This window comes from Sorangiineae bacterium MSr11367 (assembly GCA_037157805.1).
In the GTDB taxonomy this organism is placed as follows: domain Bacteria; phylum Myxococcota_A; class Polyangia; order Polyangiales; family Polyangiaceae; genus Pendulispora; species Pendulispora rubella.
Genome location: CP089983.1, coordinates 184,671 through 209,650, shown reverse-complemented (window position 1 = coordinate 209,650; position 24,980 = coordinate 184,671). Strand labels below are relative to the sequence as shown.

Genomic DNA, 24,980 nt, shown 5'->3' with positions numbered 1-24,980 from the left:
ATTTTCAATCGATATTGCATTAGTTGGCTTTGAGGCGACCGTTGGTGCCAAAATGGTCGTCGATGTAATCGATGATGGCGCGCGTTTCGAACATCTCGATGCCGCGCGCTTTGTCGATCAGATAGGGAAATTGCATCTTGCCCGTACGCTCGGCGAAGCCCGCACGCTTGGGACTGCCGCGCGCAACGTTGTGAACGATGTAAGGTATTTCCCATTTCATGAGGGTTTCACGCACGAGGCGGCAATACGGAGAGGCCTCGTAGCTGTACAACTCGAGCAAATCGTCCGGTTCCTTCGTTGGAGGTGATTCGGACGCTTTGCTTATTCGAAGGAGCGTTGCGAACTTCGACGTGGCATCGGTCAGCGGCCCCATGCGAAGCGCAAGGGGGACTTTACCATCGCCATATTGCCTAAAAAGATAACGCACGATCGCATCCGAATCCGTCACGGTGGACGACGTATTGGGATCGACCAACAGTGGTATCTGGAACTTCCCCACGTACCCTTCCACGACCGAGCGAAATCGTCTTGGCTCTGGGGCGCATGGATGGACGATGGCATCGAGATCGAGAATGGACATCGCTTCGCGAACCTTGCGTGAGAAAGGACAAACCTCCCGTTCATAGAGCTCCAAAAGCTTCGCCGGCCTTTTCCCGACGTGCGCTACGTATCCGCCGCTACCGAGGCGTGCAAGGGTCGCAGCCACCGAGGTCGCAAAATCGACGGCCTCCGCAATGCTGTGCTTCTTTTTCCAAATGAAGAGCGGGTCGAGGGACGTGCCTCCGATTTTCATCGTTTGATATCTCCGTGGGATGGGGTGAAAAGGGGGTGCTGGGGCGACAAGGGACCTCCGGTGCTTTCTGTCACGCGCGGGCGGTGAATCCGCCGCGCTCGCTCGCCGAGGGGACGCCCGCCATGCGGCGGCATTCGTTGGCGCATCCCCGACAGCCCGCTGCACACGCGCGACAATGTTCGTACGTGTGCCGCTCGCACTCGGCTGCGCACGCCTCGCACGCCGTGGCGCATAGGCGGCAGAGCTCTTGGGCGAACTTACCATTGCGAGACATGATGGCCGCTGCCAGCCGGCAGATCGCTGCACAATCACGGTCGAGGCGAATGCAATCGACCATGTTTTCGACGTCGTCCTCCTCGAGGCAGGCATCTGCACAGTGTTCACAAGCCGTTGCGCAGAGGTTGCAGGTCTCGATGCAATTGGAATAGCGCTCGTGCGACATAGGGGGCTCCTTCAGGGCCGCACAAAGCAGAACGCGTACCCAACGCGAGGTCGCGACCGGCAGTGCGGCCGGACTCGGCGTTCTCAGCGCAGGGTGCACGCGGAGCGCGGGAGACGAGGACATCTTGCCACCGGAGGACCTGATGCACGAGCACGGCGCGCTCAAACATCACGCCGGGCGCAGGCTCACCGAGCGCATTCGCACGTTGGCCACACCGGCGGCAGTCGCGCCGAGCGCGATGGCCAAAGGCCAGCTGGTGGCGCCTTACGCGCCTTCGTGCACATGTAATCTCAACTTGAGATTCACGATCTTCATCGTTTCACGCCCACGTGAGGCTTCATTCCAGCGTGTACAGATACTGATCGCCGACGACGTGGTCCTCTGCTTTCGTACTCATGATGGGCGGAGCAGCATGGTGCAGGCCAAGTGGGAACAATCGGGCGCGGCCGAACTACGCGCACCCGACTTGCACGAGGCGGCGGACCTGGAGGTTCATCATGATGCATTCGATGCGTATGCTCGGTATCGCAACATGCTTGTCGCTTGCCGCATTCATCTCCTGTTCGTCGCAGTCTCCGAGCGACCGCGACCAAAATGCCTTGGGGGACGACAATCAGAATACACCTGCAGAAAATCCCGCGAACGACCTATGCCCACACGACGACGCCGGCTCCGGCCGAGGGTGCGGGACACAGGATGGAGGAACCACCCCGATGCCGGTCATGTGTTCCGACGGACAAGCCGCAGCCATTCTGGACACATTGGACAGGGGGGAGGTCGAGGAGTCCACGGCCTTCGTCGATGTGGCAACGGATGCGAGCCTCCGGGATTTTGCCCGCACGATGGTCACCGAACATGGCGCACACCGCGATGCGCTGAAAACGTTGACGGCCAAGCTCGATATCTCGTTGGCCGCCACCGGCGTTTCCCGCGAGATGACCAAAGACTCCAAACAGGACATGAGCATGTCGCGCACGCTCGCGCCCAAGGACCTTCAGAGCCACTATCTCAATCGGCAGGTCCTCGGTCACATTCGCGCGCTGGGCGTCATCGAGCTGCTCATCCATTCGAGCAAAGCACCCGAATTCCGCGACTTCGTCGTCAAGACGCGCGCAACCGTACGACAGCACCTCACGATGGTGTTGGCCATTCAGAGCAAGCTCGAAGGCACCTGCGGCGGCAATGCGGGAAGCGGCACCGACGGCCCAGACTGTGACGATGCCGGCCCCCCCATCGACGCGGGTGCCCCCGCCGATTCCGGCGTAGGACTGCGCTAGCCAACCACACCGACCACGATGCGCGGATCCGCCACACAACCGTAGAAAACTTCAGGCGACGGGCTGCAGAGGAGGGGGTTCTGCAGCCCGCCGCATGAACTCACGACGTCAGCGCGGATTGCCGTAAAGCTTGGCCGCGCCCTCGGCATCCGACGCGGTGATGCGCAGATCGCCCGTGTTCCCGCCGTTGCACCAGGGATAGTGCATGACCGACGAGGCGTCGTATGGGGTCAACTCACGCCAGTTGTTGTCCTCGAAGCAATCCGATGCACCCGACTCCGGTCGCGTGTGCTCGTGGCGGAAGCCCAGGGTATGCCCCAGCTCGTGCCGCAAAAGGCCGGTCAGCGTCTCGGGCCCGTTGGGGTTGGATCCCTTGGCGGCCGTCGGTCCAATCAGCACTTCGCGCGAGCTTCGTCCATCGCCCGGGAAGAACGCGCGCCCAGAGAATCCCGAGCCGCCGATGCGCACGTTGAATACGACGTTGTTGTTGCGCACCGTGCAGTTTCCATCCTGGTCCGATTTGTAGACGAACTTCACGTTCGCCACCGCCGTCCAGGCGTTGCCGGCGTCGCGCATAGCTTGCACCACGCGATTGTAGTTCGACCCGAACGACGATTTGCTCACGCAGTAGGTAATGTTCAACTTCTGCGTTGCGTTCCACTTCGAGTCGACCCCATTGTTGTTGTCGACGATGAGCGCTCCCTGTTGGACGTATCGCTCGTAAAACGAGTGAAGCTTCTCTTCGCTGTCGACGGGAATGTCGCGATCGACGATCCAAATGCCCGTGTCGGACTCCTGCTGGACCGTCGACTTCCACTCCTCGAACGACTTGGCGGTGCTGCCGGTGCTCTCTCCGTCATTGGACGTCGACTCGGACGCGCAGCCTGCCGAAGACAAAGCAATGGCGCCCATCGCGACGACGAGAGACAACTTGATCCGCATGGTGGACCTCTTATTCAGGTTGGTGAGAGATGGTCGAAACCTCTACACGCCACGCGGTGGGCACGCGATTCACGGCATAGAAGGCAGCTCGTAGTGCCGTTCGCTTTCACACTTTATGAAACAAAGAAGCTATTTCTTACGCCGCGGTAAGACAGATACGTCAACTCATTGCGTCAATAACGTATCCACTCTCCGGCGATGTGCGGACGTGGGGTACGCCCTCTCGAACCGTTCCGCACGCGCTTCGGCGTCGCTCCGGCGATGAAGGCGGAGCAATGCATCGATGGCCAGCACCTCGCGCTCCTGCGCGAGATCGCCATTCGGGTATTGCTCCTTGTGCACGTCGCACAGCCCCAAGGCACGCCTTGGATCGGACGAGAGTTGGTCCTGCGCCCGGCGCAGAAGCTCCACTTCCGATTCGACCGGCGCCTCCTTCACCCGCGACGACGCTTTCGGCGGCGCAACTTTGTCCGGCGTCTTCGGCAACGCAGGCACCTCGGGCGAGATCACGGCCGACTGCGCGGGCCGCGGGGGCGGCGGCGCAGGGGCCGCAGAGGCCACCACTGCGACGTGCGGGCGTGGCGTGTCCGCCGGGTGCGTTGCGTACCATCCACCGGTGGCAACGCCGGTCGCGAGAACCGCAGACCCAACGACCTTCGCGGCGAACGATGCGACAATCGTTTTACCAGCGGCACCTGCGCCCGCAGCACCGGCCGCGCCCAAGCCGCCGCCAGATCCGAGTCCACCTCCGGCGCCCGCTCCCGCGCCGCCGTCTCCGAATCCACCGTCCGTACCATGGCCGCCGGCGCCGCCATCGAATCCTCCGCCGATGGCTCCGCCCAATGCAGCCAGCTTCGCCGCGAGTCCAGCCTCGAGTAGCCCGATACGATCCTGCGCGGGAACATCGGCGCGTGCTGCACCGATGGCACGCCGAACCGCATCGAGCTCGGAACAGTCTTCGAGGCGCGCAGGCGGATCACGATCGGAATTCACTCGACAGTTCCTTTCCTCGCTTGTCGGAAAAATGACTCCACTTGCTCACGTGCAGCGTGCAGGCGCGAATAAGCGGTCTGCAATGGACACTCGAGAACCTGTGCTACCTCGTTCATGGACAGCTGCTCGATCTCGTACAGCACGAACACTGCGCGCTTCTTTTCATCCAATGTATCCAGGGCAAGGTCGAGCCAGCGCCGCGCTTCGCGTTCCGCGAGGCGGTCGTGCGGGCCATCGGGGGCCACCATCTCGGGAAGTGTCGCTGTGGGAAGCTCACGCTGGGTCCGTGCTCGTCGCCGATGCGCCAGTGCGACCCGGACGGCGATGCCGTACAACCAGGTGCGCAAAGACGACTTTTGTTCGAAATCCTGAAGCTTGCGAAAGACGATCACGAAAACCTCTTGGCAAAGATCGTCCGCGTCGGACTCGTTGAGTCCGAGACGCCGCAACGATCTCCACACGAATGGACCGTGCTCGCGAAAAAGACGCTCCACGTCGGCCGCCGTGGTCGGGGGCGGTTGTGTGGGCGGTGTCAATAGTTTCCTGTAGGGTAGATTCGATGCCCCAAACTACCCGTGCTCCCTTGGCTGTACGACAGCCGTAACGTCGTCGGTCCGATGATTAATGCATCGCGGCGCGTCTTTTTATGACGGAACATCAGGGAAAACGCAGGCCAAGGCTCAAATCGGTTGCTCCAGCGATCGGAGCGGGACGAAAAATGGCCTGTTTCGACCCATTGGATTCCCGGTAACTGAGCTCTGCCCGAACGATTGGCACGATAAGCGATAGCCCTAGGCTCACGACCAGCGGTCCGGCGACCCGAAGGCCGAAACGACTGGGCAAAAAGACGTGGGCGACGAGCGCTTCGTCCGAAAGGGCCACGGGAAAACCCACGCCCCGGCTCTGCATCGTGCCCAGCTCGACCCCCGCGCATCCTCGGTAGGAAAATACTCCCTTTTCCCAATTGAGGGGACAGAGTGCGACTCCGCCGTAGGCGAGCGCCACGTCGCTGCTCGTGCCGGGTTGCTTCGAGTCGACCGATCCGCGGCCCCAGTAGGTCCCGGAGAACTCGATTCCCCAGAACCCTGGCGGCTTGAGCAGCACAGCCGCGGTCATGCCAAACCCTACCGAGGGCAGCAGCCCCGCCGAAAACACCGCGCCCGCGTTCGCCTCGAAGTGCCACGGATCAGGTGGCTCGACTTGGACGACCACCTCCTCGCGCTTGACAATCACTTCGGGCGGCGGGGGAGGTGGTGGCGGCGGCGGCTGTGGTTCGGGCTCGGGGTTGGGCTTTCCCAACGCCGCATCGGGATCGATCATCACCGAGACCACGAAGACGATGGACTCGTCGAGCGCCTCCGAGCAGGTCGTCCCCGATCGCTGAACCTCGCGGGTGCCAATCACGTTGCCGCGCGCGTCACGGATGGTCAACGCAGCGCGCCACTCTGCAGTGGCCCCGTGTTTCGCTTGCGAAACCGAGCCTTCCACCGACACGTCGGCCTGCGATGCGGAGACGAATACCTTTCTCCTCAGGCGCGCTTCGACGGCCTGCGCCAACGCATTCGTTGCGATGCAATTTTCTGCGCCTTGCAAACGTACCCAACTGAGCGACGATGTTCGCGCGTGTGTGTTTTGAGCGTACGCTGGCGGAGCATGCAACATCGCACAAAGGGCGATTGGCATTCCCAATAGGAGACAAATAGGCGTCCTGGGTCCTCCGTCCGACACGAGCGAAGCCGTTCCATGATAGAGTTGTCAACCCAAGTCAACGGAAACGGGACCTCACCAAAAAGGACGATCCTCTCACCGGGATCCTGCTCGTGCCGTGCGTACCAAAGCCTCCCTGCTCTTCATCTCGCTATTCGCACTCGGAGCGTGCATCACGAACTCCGAAGTAGGGGTCTATCCAGCACCTCGTGAGGACAAGCCCACGACGCCGGAGCTGCCGCCATCCCCTACTTCGAGCGATGCAGGAACGGACGCGGCCGAAACTGGCCAGCCCGACATTCATCCCGTCGCGCGCGCGACCAACCGCCTCGCGGCCGGCGCACGGAGTACGTGCGCGACGACGTCGACGGATGGAGTCGTGTGCTGGGGCGACAACTCGTCGGGTCAACTCGGTAACGGGACCAGCATGCGCGCGTGCCCGGACGGGCTCGTGTGCCCCGTCCAGGGTTTGGACATCGGAGTCGACGCGGTGTTCGGCGGCGGACTGGCGCACTGCGCGCTGCGGAAAGACAGCACGGTCTTCTGCTGGGGCGACACCGTATTCCAGCAGAATGATGACGGGGTGTACGCGCACCACGTGACGTACTCACCGCGCAAGATGCCGGAGCTCACCAACGCGTCCACGGTGGGGGTCGGGCTGTACTTTCAGTGCGCCCTCACCGATGGGCAGAACACGAAGTGCTACGGGCTCAATAACACCGGGACGCTCGGCACCAAGTCGGTGGAAGAAGGCGGCACGGATCACGGCGAAATTTCGGGCATGGGCAAGCAAGGGCGAAAGCTCGCCGCCGCCCAATCCGGCTACTTCGCCTGCGCGGTCACGGGCAGCGGCGCGCTGAAGTGCTGGGGCTCCAACGCCCACGGGCAATTGGGCAACGGCACCTACGACAAGGCCCCGGAGGCTACGACCGTCAAAGGGCTCGAGACGAACGTGACCGCCGTCGCGGCCGGAACGGACCACGCGTGTGCGGTCGTTTCCGGCCGTGTGAAGTGCTGGGGACGCAACGACAAGTGGCAACTCGGCAGCGCCCAGATCGAAGATCGCCTCGAGCCCGACACCGTGCCCGGACTTTCGGGGGTCGTCGCCCTGACCGCGGGCCGGGCCCATACGTGCGCACTGACCCGACGCGGCACGGTGTATTGCTGGGGTGACTACAACGCAGGCGGGACGTCGGCCTCGGCGACGCCGATGGAAGTCATCTCGGCGAACGTCACGGAGATCACCGCCGGCACCAGTCATACCTGCGCGCTCTACACCAATGGCTCCCTCGTCTGCTGGGGGAGCAACGACTACGGCCAACTCGGGCCCTTCGGCTACCGCGCAGAGATGCTCCCGTGATCCTTCGGGATCGACGCTAACGCTGCGTGCGCGGATCCCAACCGGTGGTCCGCCCGTCTTCGAGGGCATCGAGGCTCGACATGGCGTCGGCGTCGAGGGTGAAGTCGAAGACCGCGGCGTTCTCTTTCTGACGACCGGGATCGCTCGACTTGGGCAGGACGACGAGGTCGTGCTGGAGCCCCCAGCGAAGCAGCACTTGCGCGGGCGTGCGCTTCACGCGCTGGGCCACCTTGCGAATCTCGGGATGGTCCATGCGATGGCCGCGCACGAGCGGGCTGTAGGCCTGCACGACGATGCCGTGCTTCTGGCAGAAGGCGCGCGGATCGCGCTGCTGCAGGAAGGGGTGAATCTCGATTTGGTTCACGTCGGGCCGCTCATCGGCGTCGGCGAGGAGCTCTTCGAGGTGCGAGACCATGAAGTTGCTCACCCCGATGGACCGCGCGCGCCCGCTCGCGCGGAGCTTTTCGAGGGCTTGCCATGACTCGCGGCGTTTGTGCTGGACGGGCCAGTGAATGAGGTAAAGGTCGACGTGGTCGAGGCCGAGCCGCTTCATGCTCGCATCGAACGCGCGCAACGCGGAATCGTAGCCTTGGTCGTCGTTCCACAGTTTCGTGGTGACGAAGATCTCCTCGCGCGGGATGCCGCTCTCGCGCACGGCGGCGCCAACCTCGGCCTCGTTGCCGTAGATGCGCGCGGTGTCGATGTGGCGGTAGCCGGCGTGCAACGCCGAGAGCACGGCCTCGCGCGTGACGCCGCGGGGCATCTGCCAAACGCCGAGCCCGACTCGCGGCATCGATGGTCCCGAGGGAAGCTTCACCTTCGCGGTCGTTACGTTTTCCATCGCGTCAGTTGTAAGCCGCCAGCTAGGGGTAGCAAGGGAGGAACGAACCGTGCCGACACGAGCGCCCACTCCAGAGCTAGAGCGACTTCGAGCCATCCAGCGCCACGTCGACGCGTACACCGTGGGGATCCTCGATGCCTTGCCGATGACGGCATCGTGGGATTGCCTGGAGTTGGGCGCGGGAGCAGGATCCATCGCCCATTGGCTCGCCGAGCGTTGCCCCAAGGGACGCGTGGTTGCGGTGGACATCGATGTTCGACACCTCGACGCGAACGGCGCGGCGAACTTGCTCGTCGAGCAGGCCGATGTCGCGCAACCGGATTATGCGCCAGGAACGTACGATTTGGTGCACGCGCGCTATCTCTTTTGCCACCTCGCGCAGCGCGAGGACGTTCTGCAGAGGGCTGCGCGGTGGCTGAAACCGGGAGGCTATTTGTTCGTCGAGGAGCCGTACCAGCTGCCCGGTGAGACTTCGCCTTTTCCGCTGGTGCGCCGCTTGATGGACGCGTACGAGCGGCATCACGCCGCACGCGGCACCGATTTGAAATGGGCCCGGGGACTGCCCGCCGCACTCGCACGCGCGGGGCTCGAGGATGTGGTGCACGCGGGAAACCTCGGGTGCATGGGCTCGGGAGCACGCGATCGCTGGTCGCCGCTCATTGCGAATACCGGCCCTGCGCTCGTGGCCGAAGGTCTTCTGTCCGAGGCGGACTTGGAAGGGTTCTTCGAGTTGGTCGCCGACCCTTGTTTCATCGACATCCCGCAGGTCACGATTGCGGCGTGGGGTCGCGCGAAGCTGGCGTGAGCAATCCCATTGGACGGCGGCGCACCGCGGCGGTCTTTTTTTCATAAATGTGACAGCTGGGTCGCACCCAACGAACACCCCCTCGGCGAGAGAGCGCGGGCTCGCAGTGCGCGGCGGTCATTCATCCCGTCTGATCTCGAATATCCCGACAAGGAGCGATTGGCGATGCGTTCTTTTGCAACGACGTCCACGGCCGGCTTGTGCCTTTTGCTTGCCGCGTGCAGCTCGGCACCGGTGGAGAGCGTTGGCTCTGGGTCCGAGGCAGTTCGACCGATTACGCAAGCAGAGGCCCGCGCGGACTTCGACCAGATTGTGAGCTCATTTCGCGGTTTGTACGGCGCGCTCACACGCAAGGAAGCGCGATATGGCTTCCAATTCGATGCCCTCGCGGCGCAATACCGCACACGCATCGACGGGGCCCATAGCGAAGCCGAATACCGCCGCATCTTCGAGGAGTTCATTGCGCGATTCAAAGATGCCCACGTTTCGCTCAGCGCTAATTTGGTTTCGGACGATGCGCACGCCTTCGGACTTCCCTTTCGGGTCATGCCGGTGGGCGATACGTTCGTGGTCTATGAAGCCGCGCAGGGCGGGACCGTCCATGTCGGCGACGAGCTTTTGAGCATCGATGGTCGCTCGGCCACGGATCTGACGAATTCGTTTCTCCCGTTGATCGGTATTGCGAATCCGCTTGCCGCACGGCATTTCGCGGCCAATCATCTGACCTCACGCCCCGTGTACGCGTCCGAGGGACTGCAAGCGAATGCGCGTGCGCAGGTGCGCCTGCGAAACGACGCCGGCGTGGAACGGGAAGAAGCCGTTACCTGGCAAGAGACCCCGCGTTTGTTGCCTGCGGTGCCGGCCGCGCCCGTGGCGGGCGCTGGCGGACCGCGCGCAGCCATGGCCGTATCGCGCGTGGCTGCGGACGTGACGCGTGCGGAGCTGTCGAAGCTCGGCGATCGGGTGCCCTTTTTCATGACCGACGCGGTGCGGGCTTCGCTGGGCGTCGCCGGCGAGGTGGCTCCAAGCCGCGCGGCCCTTGCGCGGTTTGGGCTCACTCCGCAACAAGGCGCGGCGATTCACTTCTTTGCAACGACGTATTCGCTCGGGCAGAAAAAGGTTCTCCTGGTTCGACTGCCGAGTTACATGCAGGGTGACGCGCAGCTCAATTACCTTCGTGCGCTGTTCTCGGAGCAGCAGCCGCGGGTGGACGCGCTGGTGTTCGACCAGACGCACAACCCCGGCGGGTCGCTCGGCTTCGCCCAGGACGTGGTTTCCCTGCTGGCGCCGCGCCGGGTGAATGGATTCGTGCAGAAGATGCACGCCGACCGGCTGTGGATTCAAACCTTCGCGAAGGCGGCGAAGGACACGCGAGACGCCAATCCCGCCGATCCCACGGCGGCCATCTACGAGGGACGCGCCCATGACATCGACGCCGCTTACAGTGCCAACCAGCCGCTTTCTATCCCGATTCCGCTTTCCCCCGAGCCCACGCTCGAGCCGGACGCGGCCCACTGGACCAAGCCCATTCTCCTTCTCGCGGACGAGCTCTCCGTCTCTTGCGCCGATATCGTTCCTCTCCTTCTCAAAGCGAACGGTCTCGCGACTCTTTTTGGGCAAACCACCATGGGCGGCGGAGGCAACGTGGAAGAGGTGGCAACCCTCACCAATACGCAAGCGGTCCTGAATCTCTCGCGCGGACTCGGTACCGTGTACGATCCCAACGGGCAGTACCCGGAGTCAAACATCATCGAGGACAACGGCGTCGCGCCCGATGTTGCGTATTCGCACACCCTCGCGGACTTCCGCGCGGGCTACATCGGCTACGTGCGCGCATTCAACGCTGCGCTGGCCGCGCGCCTGTGAGCTAAGGAGAGAGGATTCACAGGAAGACGGGAAGGCGGGAAGGTTTTTTGATTTTCAGTTGACCCATTCGAGCCAACTGAAAACCCAAAAATCAGCGTTCCGCGACGGCTCGAGCCGTTGGCCCTTCCCGTCTTCCCGCCTTCCTGTGAATCTCTCTGGTTGAGGATTCAGGATAGGATCTTGATCGCCGACGGCAGGATGGGCGTGAGGGCCGCGTCGGAGAGGTGGGCGGCGCTCCAGATGGTGCGCACGCTTTGATGATCGATGAGGTGGAGCGCGCTGTCGCACGCGCTCCATCCGTGCATCCTGCACAAGGGGCCGACGATGGTCATGGGATCGCCGTCGTCGTGGATGGAAACGGTGAGGCGGTCGACGACACCGTCTTCCACCGCCCCCGTTCCATCGCGCCAGAGTGTAACCTCGGCGGTCGTTCCAGAGGCTTCGGCGATGTATCCGCGACCACCGAACCACTGGACGTCCGACAAGGCATCTTCCACGGCCTTGCGCACCGACCGAGCGTCGCCCAAGTCCCTCGTGAGAAAGACCTGTGGGAAATCAACGGGCGAGCTCACGAGGCAAAAAAGCTCCACACACACGCTCATACCGAGATCCTCGACGAAGCGATCGACCTGCATCGAAGGCAGGTACGTTGCGGGGCGTAGAATCTTCCTTCAGTTTCTATCCGCCTTTTAGAACCGCAATGGGTTCGAGGCGCAAAACCCGTGCGATGAGATCTTCCTGGTCGCGGAGTACGTCGCCGATGTCGCGGTAGGCGGCAGGCGCCTCTTCGACCAGACTGCGTTCGATGTTCTTCGGGTACACCACGTGGCGCATCGCTCGGGCGAGGGCGGCGGAGCGAATCTTCGTGCGCGCCTCCTTTCGCGTCAGGATGCGCCCCGCGCCGTGCGAGCACGAGCCGAAGGAAGCTTCGTGCCCCAGGCCTTCGACGAGGTAGCTCGCCGTGCCCATGGATCCGGGAACGAGGGCCATCGTGCCGCGAGGAACGGAGACCGCTCCTTTGCGATGCACGAGGAGCTCGCGACCGAACCATGTTTCGCGGGCCACGAAGTTGTGGTGGATGTCCACCACGGAATCGCCGGGCTCACCGAGGACTTCGAGAGCCTTCGCGAGGATGGCCGTGCGGTTTGCCCTCGCGAACGTGAGCGCCCAGGAGAGATCGCGCAGGTACGCGGCGCCGAGCTCCGTCGTGGTGTCGATGCCCTGGAGAGGCTCGGGCGCGGCGCGCGCGTAGTGGTCGGCCAGCGCGCCGCCGAGGCCGCGTGAACCGGTGTGCACGAGGATCCAGAGATAGCCCTCGGGATCGCGATCCAACTCGAGAAAGTGGTTGCCTCCACCCAAGGTGCCGAGGTGGCGTGGGGCGAAGGCTTCGCGGGCGTGCTCGAGGGTGTGCGTCGACAACGGCTCGGCGAAGAGCGCGTCGGGCACGGCGATGCCGCGACCACGGTGGGTCGCAGCGGGGATGGCGCGCTGAAGCTCGGCGACGATGCGCTCCAAGGCGCGGCGGTCGAGCGAATGCGCGTCGATGGCCAGCCGGGTGGCGGACATGCCGCAACCGAGATCGCCGCCGAGCGCCTTCGGCACCACGGTGTGTTCCGTCGCGAAGACGGTGCCGACGGCCACGCCTTCTGCCACGTGGGCATCGGCCATCGCGGCGACGTGTTCCACGACGTACGGCTGCGATGCGATGTGCTGAAGCTGGCGCACGGTCTCCTCACGAGCATCGCGCGCCCAGAGGCGAACCGGAACGCGTTGGCCGCGCTCCGGTTCGAAGATGACGCGACTCAATCCTGGCCCTCTGGAAAGGCAGCGGCTGCGTCGAAGACGAACCGCAGATCGGGAACGCGTTTGATGTCGATGGCATCGGCGAGGCGCGCGCGCAAAAAAGGCGTCGCCCGCACGAGGGAGCGTTCCACGGCGGAACGCATGTCCTGGGACTTCAATGCAAAATGCACCCGCGCGTGCCGGTAATCCACCGACAGAACGAGGGCGGTGATCCGCACGCCCTCGAGCGTCGGATCGGAAACGTCGTCACGGAGGAGCCCACGGAGCTCCTCGAGAATCAAATCTTGTAAACGGATATGTCGAAAGCCTGAATGCTCGTCTTCACGTCGCATGACCCTACGGCTCCACGAAACAAGGTAAATCTTCGCTCCACCGAGCGCTTTACCTGCTTCACCTGCAAGGGAGAACCGTCAGGCGCACTCAGCGGAGGGGCTTCGGAAACCGATTGTCGCAATATCGTTCACGTGACACCTCCCTTCTGCAAATCTGCCCGCTGAACATGAACCCGAACGGCGACATCGTCAAGTCCAGCCCGCAGCAGTGGCTCGAAAGCCTCGAGCTCTACATGCTGGCGCGGCTCGTCGGCCGCCGGACGCTCGACCTCGCGCTCACGAACACGGCAGGCTACGCGTCCGCCCCGGTCATCGTGGACGATGCCATCGTCGCCGTGCTCGGCGAAGACCATCGCACCGAGCTGCGCATGGACGACGAGATCCTCGTCACCGTGTGTTCCCGATGCCAATCGGCCTTTGGTCCGTGCGTCCACGCCACGGTGGTCGCGGTCGATCTCGCCGTCTCCGGTCCCCTGCGCGAGGCGCTCCTCGCGGGCCAGGATACGAAGGAGGCGGCGGCGCAGGCCGTGGGGCGGCGGCGTGCGCTCGAGGAGGAACACGCCTTCGAGCGCTCGCTGCGCACATGGCTGGCACCGGCCGCCGGCGAGCTCGCCGTGGAGATCGCCGCGGGCCCCTTCGAAGAAGGCAAACGGCGCGAGGGACGCGGCTACGGGGATCGCGTCGACGCCAGCCGCGGGCCCACGCTCTCCATCTTCGTGAGATCCGTCGGCGAGCGGAAGCTGCTCTCCCCGCGCGAGCTCGCCACACCGTCGCAGTTTCGCGGTGCCGACCGGCGCGTGCTCCAATACGTGCGCGATCAAGGCATCGTGCGCAAGGCGGTGCAGGCGCGTGGCGTCGACGCCTCGCTCACCATCGAGGCCATGCGCGCGCACGGCGGCATCTTCGCCGCGGGCTTCAAGGGCCTCTTGGACTTTCGCAACGCCTTCGTGCGGCCCCGCGTCGAGGTGAACGCGGCCGACGGCGCGCTCGAGGTCTTCTGGGCCGCGGAGAACGGCGGGCCTCGTTTCCCAGCCGCGCAAGCCGCGTTTTTCGCCGGGCCGTTTCCGTACGTGTGGGCCAAGAACGGCGCCATCTTCCGCGTCGCCAAGGACGTCGATGTCGATCTCGCCGAGGAGTTCGCGCGCGTCCCCCGGTTGGCGGTGCCGCCGGGCAAGTTGAAGGACGCGGGCTCGCGGCTGCTGCGTGTGACCCGCGGGCGCGGCATCGAGATGCCCGTCACCCAGGCTTTCGGCCTTCCCCCCGTCGAAATGCCCCGATTGATCCTGCGCCTCACCGGCGAGCCGCTCGCCCTCGAAGGGGAGCTCATCGCCGCCTACAAGGCGCGCGAGATTCCGCTGTTCACCGAGACGGAAAACCCACCGCCCGAGGACGGGCGCGATCGCGACAGCGAAACGCGGGCGCGCGAGTTGGTGCTGGGCTCGGGCCTCGAGCCGCGCAACCTCGAGGAGGAGGAAGAGTTTCCCCACCAGGCACCGCTCGTGGCGCGCGGGGAGCGGGCCATCTATTTCTGGCAGCACGGCCTTCTCGCGCTGCGCGGCGCGGAGAGTCCGCCCATCGAGGCGGAGCTTTCGAAGCACCTGGCCAACGTCCGCCTCGGCGCCCCCATCGCGGGACGCGTGCATGTTGCACTCGAAGGCGAATGGCTCAAGACGCGCCTCGAATTCCGCACCGAGGATCTGCCGGTGGAGCTCGACACCATCCGCGGCGCACTCCAGCGCAAAGAGCGCTGGGTGAGCTTGAACGACGGCACCTTGGCGCGCATCTCGGCGACCATCGAGGCGATCTCCAACGAGGCCGCGGAAATCATGCCTGGCGCGGAGGCGGATCTCCCGCCGCACCAACTCGGGCGCCTCGATCGATGGCTCGAGGACAACGATGGGGAGCTCGACGACGCCGTCAAAAGCCTCCGCCGGCGGCTGCGCGCGCTCAGTGTGGCCGAGGAGCCGGAGATGCCGCATGGCCTGCAGGCCACCTTGCGTCCGTACCAGCGCCTCGGCCTTTCGTGGCTCCAGTTTCTCCAGGCCCTCGGCGCGGGCGGGTTGCTCGCCGACGACATGGGCCTTGGAAAGACCATCACCACGCTGGCGTATCTTCTGCGCCGCAAAGAAGCCGAGGGCCATGCCCCGTCGCTGGTCGTGTGCCCGACGTCGGTGGCCACCAACTGGCTCCGCGAGAGTCAGCGCTTCACCCCCGATTTGCGCGTGCGCCTCCTCCACGGGCTCTCGCGCGAGGAACGGGTACTATCACCGAAAGCTATCGCCAACAGCGACATCATCATTACGACCTATGGCTTGCTCCGGCGCGATCTCGAAACGCTGGCGACGACGACCTTTCGCTGCGTGATCCTCGACGAGGCGCAGAACGTCAAAAATGCGGACAGCGCCACCCGCAAAGCCGCTGCAGCACTGCAAGCGCGCATGCGGCTCGCGCTCACGGGCACGCCGATGGAGAACCGGCTCCGCGAGCTTTGGTCCATTGCCTCGCTGGTCAATCCCGGCATTTTGGGCTCGGTGCGCGACTTCGAAAAGCGCTTCGAGCAACCCATCGTGCTCAATCGCGGAAGCGCCGTCGCCGCCGAACGCGAGAGCCCGATGGCCGCGGAGCTTCGGGCCATCGTGCGGCCTTTCCTCCTGCGCCGCACGAAGAACGACGTCCTGCGCGAGCTGCCGCCGAAGACGGAAATCGATCGCTTCGTATCGCTGACCAGCCACGACAAGCGCATGTACGATGCTCTGGCCCACACGCTGCGCGCGGGTCTGCGGCAGAAAATCGAGGAAGAAGCCCGGCCCGTGCCCATGACCGTGTTCGCGGCGCTCACGCGGCTTCGGCAGATGGCCTGCGATCCGCGGCTCATCGATCCGAAGCTCGGTGAGAGTCCCAGCGCCAAGCGCGAGACGTTCCTCGAGCTGGTGCGCGAGCTCGTTGCCGAAAACCGTCGCGCGCTCGTCTTCTCGCAATTCGTGCAGCTCTTCACGCTATGGCGCCAGGACCTCGATCGCGAACACATCGAATACGAGTACCTCGATGGCTCGACCACCAAGCGCGATGACGTCGTGACGCGCTTCCAAACCGGGCGCGCGCCGCTCTTTCTCATTTCGCTCAAAGCCGGTGGCTCGGGTCTCAACCTCACGGCGGCGGACACGGTCATCCATTGCGATCCCTGGTGGAACCCCGCCGTCGAAGATCAGGCGACCGACCGCGCCTACCGCATCGGGCAGGACAAACCGGTGACGGTGGTCCGACTCGTCGCGCGCGGCACCATCGAGGAGAAGATCCTCTCGCTCAAGGACAAGAAGCGCGACCTCGCGAAGACGGTGATCTCCGACGGCGAGGGCGCGCTCCAGGGCCTCACCGAGGAGGATTTGCGCGCGTTGCTCGGCGATGTCGACGACGAATGAGCAATCCCGCGAGCAATGCGAGGCCACCGAGCACCCTGCCCGGCGCATCGCCCGCACCGCCCGCGCGGCATCCGCAGCCGCCACCGTAGATGTCCGCGCTGCCCACGTTGTCCGAGGGCGGCGCGTCGGGATTGTTGCTCCCCGGCGCCAGGGCACGGCCGGTGAGCGCAATGGAGACTTCCTCGGTGGTCGCATCCTTGAGCAGGACCTTCACCTTGCCCACGGCATCCCCCGCCACCGTGGGCTGGAAGCTCACTTCGAAGTTGGCAGTCCCGCCCGGCGGCAATTGCGCGCCATTACCGTTCACGATGAATTGATCGCTGTCGGAGGCGATGCTCGCGATCTCCAGCGGCGTGCCCGCTTGGCTGGTCACCGTGACCGGCTTGGGGGCGCTCTTTTCGCCCACGTTGACCTGCCCGAAATCGAGCGCGCTCGCGTCGGCGACCAAAAGCTGTGAAACGGCGCGGCCCTTCAAGGTGACTTGCGCTTTGGGAATGGACGCGTCGGCGGTGCCGATCTTCAACGCGGCATTCGCCTCCACCGGTGCATTGGCCAAATACGTCACATTGACGGTGGCCGTTTTTCCCGGATCCAGCGAGCCGCTCGGCTGCGAGACCTGGAACGCCGCGGCCTGCGCCCCCTCGAGAATGGCGCTGCCCAGCGCAATCGGATCGCCGCCGGTGTTCGTGATGGTCACCGCTTGCGCGGCGGGCTTGATACCGACCTTGGACACACCGAAGTCCAACGACGTGGGCGAGACCGAGATCAACTGCGAGACCGCCGTGCCCTTCAAGGAGATGAGGGCCTTCGGCGTGTTCGGGTCGTCGCTCGCGATTGACAATTCGCCGAGAGAGTCGCCCATGGTGGACGGCGTGAACTTGAGCGACAGGGTCAACTTGGTATTGGGCTCCACCACGGCGGGCAGCTCCGGCGTGGTGACCAGCGCGAAGGACGTGCCCTGCGCACCTCCCAGGGTCAGCGCCGTAATGTTCAGCGACGCGCTCCCGGTGTTGGCAATCTCCGCCGTGCGCGCGGCCGAGGCGCGGCCTACGAGCTGGGCCCCGAAGTCCAGGCTCGCGGGCTGCAGCGAAATCATCGCCGATACACCGTTGCCGGTAAGCGGCACCACGATGCTGGCGCTGCTCGGATCATTCGAGTCGATGGTCAGGTTCGCCGTGTTCGCCCCCACCGCGGTCGGCGCATAGCTCACGGTGAGCTGCACCTCGTCGCCCGCGGCGATGGTGAGCGGCAGGTTCAACGGCGACAGCGTGAAACGCGCGGCATCGGGCCCGCCGATGGCTGCGCGCGGGATGACCAGCGGCCCCGTCCCGGTGTTGGCCAGGGTCACCGTCAATGACGTGGGCGCACTCCCCGTGCGCACGTCACCGAATGGAAGCGACGCCGGGCTCACGCGCAACGTCGGCGACGTCCCGGTGCCGGTCAGCTCGATGCGGGCCGTCGGCTCCAGCGGATCGTTGGACGTGACCACGGCATTTCCATTGCGCTCCCCGATGGCCGACGGGCGAAACCCGAGCGGGATCTCGGCGCGCCCGGCCGGTGCAATGTCGACCGGGAACGTCTGCGCGGTGCTGAAATCGGCATTGGAGAAGGTCATCGAGGCAATGCGCAGGACCGTCTCGCCCGTGTTGCGGATGGTCACCCGCTTCGGCGCCGCATTGGTGCCGACGTTGGTCTCGCCGAAGTCGACCTCCGAGGTGACGACCTCCATCTCCGGCCCCTGCCCCCGACCCGTCAGCGCCGATACGTACTCGTCGTTGTTGGCGGCATCGCTGGTGATGACGATCTGCGCCGCCCGCGCCCCGTGAGCCGTGGGCGAGAAACGCACGGTGATCGGCAAGCTTTGCCCCGCGGGGATCCTCGGCGCCACGGGTGGCGCGACCAAGGTGAAGTCGCTCGCACCGCGCATGGCGATGCCCGAGACATTGAGCACATCGTTGCCGGTGTTGTTGATCGTCACCACGCCCGTGGCATTGGCGCCGATGTCCACCGAGCCGAAGTCGCGCGGATTGGGCGACGTGCTGATCGACGACGCCACCCCGGACCCGGAGAGCTGCACCACCGCGGGACTTCGCGGATCGGTGCTGGCCACGGTAAGGGAGCCCGTGGCCGGCCCCGATCCCGTCGGCGTAAAGGTCACGCGCACGGTGGCCGTCTGGCCCGGGGCGAGCGGGAATGGCGTGTTGGGTGCACCGCTGACGTCGAACGGCCCCGAGGTGTCGAAGCCGTTGACCGTGAGCTCCTCGGTTCCCTGATTCTGAATCGTGAAGTTCTGCGGTGTGCTCGCGCTACCGACGCGCTGGGCCGGATACGTGTACGTCGCCGGCGTGGCGACGAGACGCGCCGTCGTTCCGTCGACACGAATGTCGACCCGGGCAAGGCACGGCGATCCGGACGAGGCCTCGAGGCGCAGCGTGTTGACGCCTCCATAGTTGTACCCGGGGATGCCGCGCGGAAAGCGCGATGACGTCACCGTCTGCGGGGGATCGCACGCATTGCAGGCGCAGGTCGCCGTCGGCTGGTAAGCACCGAGCCGCGTACCGTTGAGAAAGGCGGACACCGTGCCCGCGCTGCAGCCCATTTGCTGGATATCCAAATGGACCGTCGTCACCACGGCATTGGGCGGCGACGTGTCGGTGAAGTTCTTGTCACCCCACCCCGGGCCGCCGATGCAGGCGTTGGATTGTCCACCGCAGATGCAGGTGCTGGTGCCTGCAGGGGTGCCGCACGTCGTCGGGCAGTTTCCGCCCACCGGCACCGTAAGGTTGCCGCTCCACCGCACTTGGTACGTGGTGGAAAAGGGCTGTGAGACCTCGCCCGTGCGCTCCTCCATTTGATTGTCGGTGCTCGGGCTCGTGCTGCACCCACATAGGACCAGGGTGAGTGCAGTCCACCAAGCGAAGAGCACAAGCCAAAGGACTTTCACAAAGCGTTCCGATGGCCCACGTCCAGCTCGCGTGTCGCGAGCTCCGGCTTACGCCGCGTACGTCTGCTCGAGGTACGTGACGATCTTCGCCGAGTCGAACGTCTTCGTGCCCGTGTTGGGATCTTCCAGATAAGGAACCTGCACGCGCCCGTACGTCTTCATGAAGGCTTCGCGCTTGCCGCCCGGCGTGGGCACGTACTCCCCGCCTTCGAGCCGCCTGCCGTTCACCCCTAGCTCACCAAAGCGCTCTTTTCCGAGGTTGTGCAGCACGTACGGGATTTCCAACTCGCACATCCGCTCGCGCACGATGCGCGAGAACGGACTGCCCTCGAAGCTCCAGAGGTGGAGCAGCTCGCGCGGCGCTTTGGAGGGATTCGCACGCATGCCGCGCAGCCGCCGAATGCCACTGGCCAGGGAACTCATGGGCGCGCTGCTTCCAATGCTGCGGTAGATGAATGGCACATCCCGATCGGCGTACGTGCGAAAGAGATAGGCGATGATGTCCGCCGATTCGTACATCCGCGTGTCGCGATTGGGGTCGACGAAATATGGAACCTGCATCTTTCCGCCGAGCCGCTCCACCTCGGGGCGAAAGCGCGTGCCGCCTTTGGGGCACGGATAAATCTCCGCATCGAGGTGCAACGCGGTGAGCGCCTCGCGCACGTTGCGACAGTAGGGGCACGCCTCGAACTCGTAGAGCCGAAAGAGCTTTTCGGGCTGCCGCGCCGGCGTGACCACCAGAACGCCGCGACCGAGCGTGACCGACGACGCCAAAAGAGACGTCGCGACGTCAATGCGATGTTGCAACGGGCTTGTCATGGCGCGCGAGTATAGTCGATTTACGAGGCGCGCTTGGCATCGGCGACGAAGGTGCGCGACGCGAACCAGAGGGCCATCGCGGTGACGAAAACGGCCACCGGGACGGTGAGCCGCATGGAGGCCTGCAGGCCTTGGGCGCGAAACACGTTGGTCATGTCGTGGGCACCCGCGGCCACCATCGCGCGCGTGGCGTACGCATCGGACAGGGCGCCGGCCACGGTCGTGCCGAAGGCGGCACCGAGCACGTATTGAAAGAAGAAATACACGGCCATGGCCGTGGCGCGCAGCCGGGACTCGACGACGTCCTGAAGCGCCGAATACACCGTCACGTAATAGAGGTAGAAGAGGAGCCACCCGACCGACGAAAAGATGCAAAGAAGCGCAACGCCGCCGATGGGCTGCCCCAGCCCGAACCAGAGCAGCGGGCTCGCGATCAAGAGCGACACGGCGCCCAAGGTGAGGCGGCCGCGTGGGAAGCTTTGATGAAGGCGATCGGCCAAGGCACCGCCCGCGGTAAGGCCGATCAGGCCCGTCAGCCCCACGACAACGGACGAGGCGCCCCCTGCCTGCTGGATGTTCAGACCGTGGTAGCGCATCAGCAGCGCCGGCAGAAACGCGTTCATCGCATAGGCTGCAAAATTCGCAGCGGCGCCCGACAGGATGATCCACCACACCGTGGGAATCGTCAGGATGCGCAAAAATGGTCTCTCGATCGGCGTCGTCAGATCGACGGCCTTCGCCTCCTGCGCACCGCGCACCGGCTCCTTCAACGCCGCGATGAGCGGCACCAGGATGAGTCCCGGAACGGCGGCGAGGAAAAATGGGACACGCCATCCGTAGGCATGCGCCAGAGCACCGACCAAGGAAAAGGCGGCGATATTGCCGATGGGCAATCCGAGCATGAACACGCCGAGGGCCCGCGCCCGTTTTTGGGACGGGTACAGATCGCCAATCATCGCATTGGCCGCCGGGGCACAGCTCGCTTCACCGACGCCGACCCCCAAGCGAATCAAAAACAGAGAAGCGTAGTTGGTGGCGAGGCCGGAGGCGGCCGTCATCAGGCTCCAAATGAACACGCCACCGGCGAGGATGCGCGTGCGCTTGACCCGATCGGCCAGCCGGCCCAGTGGAATGCCGGCCACGGCATAGATTAGGGTGAAGGCCGTGGACAGCATGCCGAGCTGCGTATCCCCCAAGCTGAACTCTTTGCGGAGCGGCTCGAGCACGACCGCCGGAATCACGCGGTCGAAGAAGTTCAGAAAGTTGATGAGAAACAGCAAGAAGAGCGTGTACCGCGCGCCCTTGGCGGCCGAAGCATCCATGAGACCCTCACGAGGACCGACCCATGAGCAACTTGATCCTGCACCACTACGCTAGCTCACCTTATGCAGAAAAAACGCGCTCTCTTTTGGGCTTCAAAAAGCTGGCGTGGAAGTCGGTGGATATCCCCACCATGCTGCCGAAGCCCGACGTGGTCGCACTCACCGGCGGGTACCGCAAGACGCCCGTGCTTCAATTGGGACGGGACATCTATTGCGACACGCGCCTCATCGCGCACGTCCTCGAACGGCTCCAGCCCACACCACCGCTCTTCCCCACCCGCTCACGAGCCAGCTGTAGCGCGTTCCTCCACTTGGAGCAGGTCGTGTTCTTCGCAGGCATTGCCGTCGGCATCTCCCCGGAGGGCGCGAAGTTTTTCATCGAGGCCATGGGCGCCGACCAGTTCGAGGAATTCGGCAAGGACCGCGCGGGCTTCTTCACCGGCGGAACGGTACCGCGTCCGCATCCGGACTTCGCGGTGGGCCGCTTCGAGCCGCTCATGGGCGCGCTGGATTCGCAACTCGCCGAGCAGCCATTCTTGCTCGGCGCCTCCCCGACCATCGCCGACTTCGCGATGTACCACGGCGTGTGGTTCGTCCGCGTAAACCCGGGTGTCGCGCATCGACTGGATCCGTATCCGCATCTCCTCGCCTGGGCCGATCGCATCCGCGCCTTCGGCCACGGCACGCGCACCGAGATTCCGTCATCGGCCGCCTTGGAGGTCGCGCAATCCACCCGCACGCAGCAACCCTTCGAAGGCGACTACCTCGCCCTGCCCAAGATTGCCCTGGGCCAAAAGCTCTCCATCGGCCCCACCGACTACGGCATCGACCGCGTCGAGGGCACCTTGGTGCACGCCTCCCTCACCGAGATCGCGATTGCACGCACCGACCCGCGCGCCGGCGACGTGGTGGTGCACTTCCCACGCATTGATTACAGAGTGCTGCCCGCTGACTAAAAAAATTCACATGAAGGAGGGAAGGGATGGAAGGTTTTCGGAAAAGGGTGTTTGTCGTTTCCGAGATTGGAACGAGCATCACCCCCCAAGAAACCTTCCCGCCTTCCCGCCTTCATGTCCTCTCTCCTCTCTCTTGTTGCGTAACCGAGAGACGGATTACTGAACGAGTACCTTGTACACCTTGTCCGAGCCGGCGCCGCCGCTGCCGTTGAAGTCGGCGTTGGTCGTCGTGAGCCAGAACGCGCTTTGGCCGGGAACCTTGAGGACCGTGCGCAGGCGGCCGTAGGTGTTCACGTAGTAGGCCGTCGGCGTGCCTGCGTTCGTCCCATCGAGGGGGATGCGCCAGAGACGCTGGCCGCGGAGCGAGGCCATGTAGACGACGTTGTTGACGATGTCGATGCCGCTCGGAGAGGCCTGGCTCGTGGACCAGGTCTTCTTCGGGTTGGTCATGCCGGACACGTTGCAATTGCCTTCGCAGGTCGGCCACCCGTAGTTGGCGCCGGGCGTGATGAGGTTCAACTCGTCCGTCGAACCATCGCCGAGCTCCGACGACCAGAGGCGACCCGCCGAGTCCCAGGCGAGACCTTGCGGATTGCGGTGACCATAGCTGTACACGCGATTGTTGAACGGATTGCCCGGCGCGGCCGAGCCGTCCGTCTTGATGCGCAGGATCTTGCCGTTGAGCGAATTCTTGTCCTGCGCGAGCGAGCCATTGCGCGCGTCACCGCACGTCGCATAAAGGAATCCGTCCGGGCCGAAGGCAATGCGGCCACCGTTGTGGAAATTGTTCTTGGCAATGCCCTGCACCAGGGACGTATAGCCAGAAAGCGAATTTCCGTCGTACGTCAATCGGGCAATCCGATTGCCCTCGGATGCCGTGTGCATGACGTAAACGTAGTGATTCGAGTTCCAATTCGGGTCCACCGCGAGGCCGAGCAAGCCGCCCTCGCCATTGGTGGTCACCACGTTGGGTACCTTGCCCACGAGCGTCTTGGTGCCGCTCTGCGTGAGCTTGTACATGTTGAACGTCTCGCGCTCGTTGAGGAGCGCGGAGCCATCGGGCAACCATGCCGCGCCCCAGGGAATGCTCCAACCGCTGGAGACCGTGGAGACGCTGGTCGGCACACCGCCACCGGGCGGCACGTTCGCCGTGCGCACGGTCACCGTGTTGCTCGCGTTGGAAACGTTGTTCCCGTCGTCCTTCGCGCGCACGCTGAAGGAGTACTCCGTGTTGGCCGCGAGGTTCGTCACCGTGTACGACGTCGACGGGGGGAGATCCTGAATGAGTGGCGCGTTGTTCGCGTAAATGTCGTACCCCGTAACGCCGACGTTGTCGGTGGACGCCGTCCACGACAACTTGACGCTGGTGTTCGTCACATCGCTCGAGGAGAGGTTGCCCGGTGCCGTCGGCGGCGTGGTGTCGCTCGTGGGTGGCGTGGTCACGTTGACCTGGTTGCTCGCCTGCGAAACGTTGCCCGCGGCGTCGCGCCCGAAGACCGTGAGGCGGTACGTCGTCTTGGGTCGCAGGCCGGTGAGCGTCTTGGTGGCCGGCGGCGGGTTACCGGTTACTTCACCGAATTTCTGCCCATCGTTGCCGATGTCGTAGGCCGTCACGCCCACGTTGTCCGTCGACGGATCCCACGCGAGGGTGATGCTCTTGGACTGCACGTCCGTGGTGCGAAGGTTCTGCGGAATGGTCGGCGCCTGCGTGTCCGAGGGCGCATCGACGCTCAGCCGGTCGATGTTCGCGGCACCGTTGGCCGTGGTGGCCGCGAGACGCACTTTGTTGCTGCCCGCGACGAGGCCCACGTTGAGCGTCACGTTGGTCCACGTCGTCCACGCCCCCGTACCGGCGAACGATTTGGCGGCGGCGACCACCGTGCCATTGACGGAGATGTCAGCCGGACGATCCACCGTGGTGCCGTTCGCGTAGCGGACCGAAATCGCGACATTGCCCGCCGCGGCAGCGTTGACCGTCCACTCGACCGCGGCCCCCACCGCATTGTCCGTGTTGCAGAACCCCGTTCCTGAATACCCGGAGTGGTTCGAGTCAATCGTACCCTGGCACACCCCGTTTTCGGCTTCGTAATCGGTGGCCAGATTGGCAACTTCACCACGGGCCAAACTGGGATCCTCGTCGGATTGATTGGCGGCCGTGCATCCGACCCACGTGGTGGACAGGACCAAGAACCCCGCGCTGGCGGCGGTCAACGTTCGATGCGTCATCGGTTCCTCCTCAGCTGGAAAGCTAAAAGATGGGATCTATCTGCGGCTCGGAAGAATCAGTTCCTCTTCCTCTCTGAGCCGCTGGAATTGACGCTTTGTGTCGCAAAACGCCGGGCGGCTCGCCATGTTAGGA

The 24,980-nt window shown here is 64.5% G+C and carries 20 protein-coding genes; 6 read left to right on the top strand and 14 right to left on the bottom strand.

Annotated elements, in window-relative coordinates:
* Nucleotides 1-19 precede the first annotated feature (19 nt).
* Complete coding sequence (locus LVJ94_00870; GenBank protein WXB05814.1) at nt 20-793, bottom strand: glutathione S-transferase N-terminal domain-containing protein; 774 nt, start codon at nt 791-793, stop codon at nt 20-22.
* Between the two features lie 70 nt (nt 794-863).
* Nucleotides 864-1,235 (bottom strand): four-helix bundle copper-binding protein, encoded by a 372-nt coding sequence (locus LVJ94_00865; GenBank protein WXB05813.1) that lies wholly within the window; start codon nt 1,233-1,235, stop codon nt 864-866.
* Nucleotides 1,236-1,948: 713 nt separating this feature from the next.
* Here LVJ94_00865 and LVJ94_00860 point away from each other — a divergent pair.
* On the top strand, nt 1,949-2,512 hold the full coding sequence (locus LVJ94_00860) for a DUF4142 domain-containing protein (GenBank protein WXB05812.1): 564 nt from the start codon (nt 1,949-1,951) through the stop codon (nt 2,510-2,512).
* Between the two features lie 108 nt (nt 2,513-2,620).
* Here the strand turns inward: LVJ94_00860 and LVJ94_00855 are convergent, their stop codons facing one another.
* From LVJ94_00855 to LVJ94_00840, 4 genes are all read right to left on the bottom strand, one after another.
* Nucleotides 2,621-3,454: a M57 family metalloprotease gene (locus LVJ94_00855; protein ID WXB05811.1), complete on the bottom strand. Its 834-nt coding sequence runs from the start codon at nt 3,452-3,454 to the stop codon at nt 2,621-2,623.
* Between the two features lie 165 nt (nt 3,455-3,619).
* Nucleotides 3,620-4,447 (bottom strand): hypothetical protein, encoded by an 828-nt coding sequence (locus tag LVJ94_00850; protein ID WXB05810.1) that lies wholly within the window; start codon nt 4,445-4,447, stop codon nt 3,620-3,622.
* The gene (locus LVJ94_00845) at nt 4,444-4,908 is read right to left on the bottom strand and encodes an RNA polymerase sigma factor (GenBank protein ID WXB10832.1); all 465 of its coding nucleotides are present in this window, start codon (nt 4,906-4,908) and stop codon (nt 4,444-4,446) included. Before LVJ94_00845 ends, LVJ94_00850 begins: the two co-directional genes overlap by 4 nt.
* A gap of 196 nt (nt 4,909-5,104) precedes the next feature.
* Entirely contained in the window at nt 5,105-6,004 is a 900-nt protein-coding gene (locus LVJ94_00840) for a hypothetical protein (GenBank protein ID WXB05809.1), read from the bottom strand.
* Nucleotides 6,005-6,272: 268 nt separating this feature from the next.
* On the opposite strand from LVJ94_00840, the gene LVJ94_00835 reads away from it, so the two are divergent.
* Nucleotides 6,273-7,514, top strand: a complete 1,242-nt coding sequence (locus tag LVJ94_00835; protein ID WXB05808.1) for a hypothetical protein — start codon at nt 6,273-6,275, stop codon at nt 7,512-7,514.
* Between the two features lie 16 nt (nt 7,515-7,530).
* Here the strand turns inward: LVJ94_00835 and LVJ94_00830 are convergent, their stop codons facing one another.
* A complete protein-coding gene (locus tag LVJ94_00830) occupies nt 7,531-8,355 on the bottom strand; it encodes an aldo/keto reductase (GenBank protein WXB05807.1) in 825 nt (274 codons plus the stop codon).
* A 49-nt stretch (nt 8,356-8,404) separates the two neighbouring features.
* Here LVJ94_00830 and LVJ94_00825 point away from each other — a divergent pair, with 49 nt between their 5' ends.
* The gene (locus tag LVJ94_00825; GenBank protein ID WXB05806.1) at nt 8,405-9,160 is read left to right on the top strand and encodes a methyltransferase domain-containing protein; all 756 of its coding nucleotides are present in this window, start codon (nt 8,405-8,407) and stop codon (nt 9,158-9,160) included.
* Between the two features lie 165 nt (nt 9,161-9,325).
* Nucleotides 9,326-11,026 (top strand): S41 family peptidase, encoded by a 1,701-nt coding sequence (locus LVJ94_00820; GenBank protein ID WXB05805.1) that lies wholly within the window; start codon nt 9,326-9,328, stop codon nt 11,024-11,026.
* A gap of 167 nt (nt 11,027-11,193) precedes the next feature.
* Here the strand turns inward: LVJ94_00820 and LVJ94_00815 are convergent, their stop codons facing one another.
* The 3 genes from LVJ94_00815 to LVJ94_00805 are packed head-to-tail and all read right to left on the bottom strand — an operon-like array spanning nt 11,194 to nt 13,161.
* Nucleotides 11,194-11,661, bottom strand: coding sequence for a hypothetical protein (locus tag LVJ94_00815; protein ID WXB05804.1), 468 nt, complete (start codon nt 11,659-11,661; stop codon nt 11,194-11,196).
* A gap of 43 nt (nt 11,662-11,704) precedes the next feature.
* Nucleotides 11,705-12,832, bottom strand: coding sequence for an RtcB family protein (locus tag LVJ94_00810; protein ID WXB05803.1), 1,128 nt, complete (start codon nt 12,830-12,832; stop codon nt 11,705-11,707).
* Nucleotides 12,829-13,161 (bottom strand): ribosome-binding factor A, encoded by a 333-nt coding sequence (locus tag LVJ94_00805; protein ID WXB05802.1) that lies wholly within the window; start codon nt 13,159-13,161, stop codon nt 12,829-12,831. The genes LVJ94_00810 and LVJ94_00805 overlap by 4 nt, the downstream gene beginning before the upstream one ends.
* Nucleotides 13,162-13,328: 167 nt before the next feature.
* On the opposite strand from LVJ94_00805, the gene LVJ94_00800 reads away from it, so the two are divergent.
* Nucleotides 13,329-16,580, top strand: coding sequence for a DEAD/DEAH box helicase (locus LVJ94_00800; protein WXB05801.1), 3,252 nt, complete (start codon nt 13,329-13,331; stop codon nt 16,578-16,580).
* Here LVJ94_00800 and LVJ94_00795 read toward each other — a convergent pair.
* The 3 genes from LVJ94_00795 to LVJ94_00785 form a co-directional block, all read right to left on the bottom strand.
* The gene (locus LVJ94_00795; GenBank protein WXB05800.1) at nt 16,531-19,506 is read right to left on the bottom strand and encodes a choice-of-anchor D domain-containing protein; all 2,976 of its coding nucleotides are present in this window, start codon (nt 19,504-19,506) and stop codon (nt 16,531-16,533) included. The genes LVJ94_00800 and LVJ94_00795 overlap by 50 nt on opposite strands.
* Nucleotides 19,507-19,572: 66 nt before the next feature.
* The gene (locus LVJ94_00790) at nt 19,573-20,343 is read right to left on the bottom strand and encodes a glutathione S-transferase N-terminal domain-containing protein (protein ID WXB05799.1); all 771 of its coding nucleotides are present in this window, start codon (nt 20,341-20,343) and stop codon (nt 19,573-19,575) included.
* Between the two features lie 20 nt (nt 20,344-20,363).
* On the bottom strand, nt 20,364-21,665 hold the full coding sequence (locus LVJ94_00785) for an MFS transporter (GenBank protein WXB05798.1): 1,302 nt from the start codon (nt 21,663-21,665) through the stop codon (nt 20,364-20,366).
* Nucleotides 21,666-21,688: 23 nt separating this feature from the next.
* Here LVJ94_00785 and LVJ94_00780 point away from each other — a divergent pair, with 23 nt between their 5' ends.
* On the top strand, nt 21,689-22,621 hold the full coding sequence (locus tag LVJ94_00780; protein WXB05797.1) for a glutathione S-transferase family protein: 933 nt from the start codon (nt 21,689-21,691) through the stop codon (nt 22,619-22,621).
* A 156-nt stretch (nt 22,622-22,777) separates the two neighbouring features.
* On the opposite strand, the gene LVJ94_00775 is transcribed toward LVJ94_00780, so the two are convergent.
* Nucleotides 22,778-24,847, bottom strand: a complete 2,070-nt coding sequence (locus LVJ94_00775) for a PQQ-dependent sugar dehydrogenase (GenBank protein WXB05796.1) — start codon at nt 24,845-24,847, stop codon at nt 22,778-22,780.
* Nucleotides 24,848-24,980 lie beyond the last annotated feature (133 nt).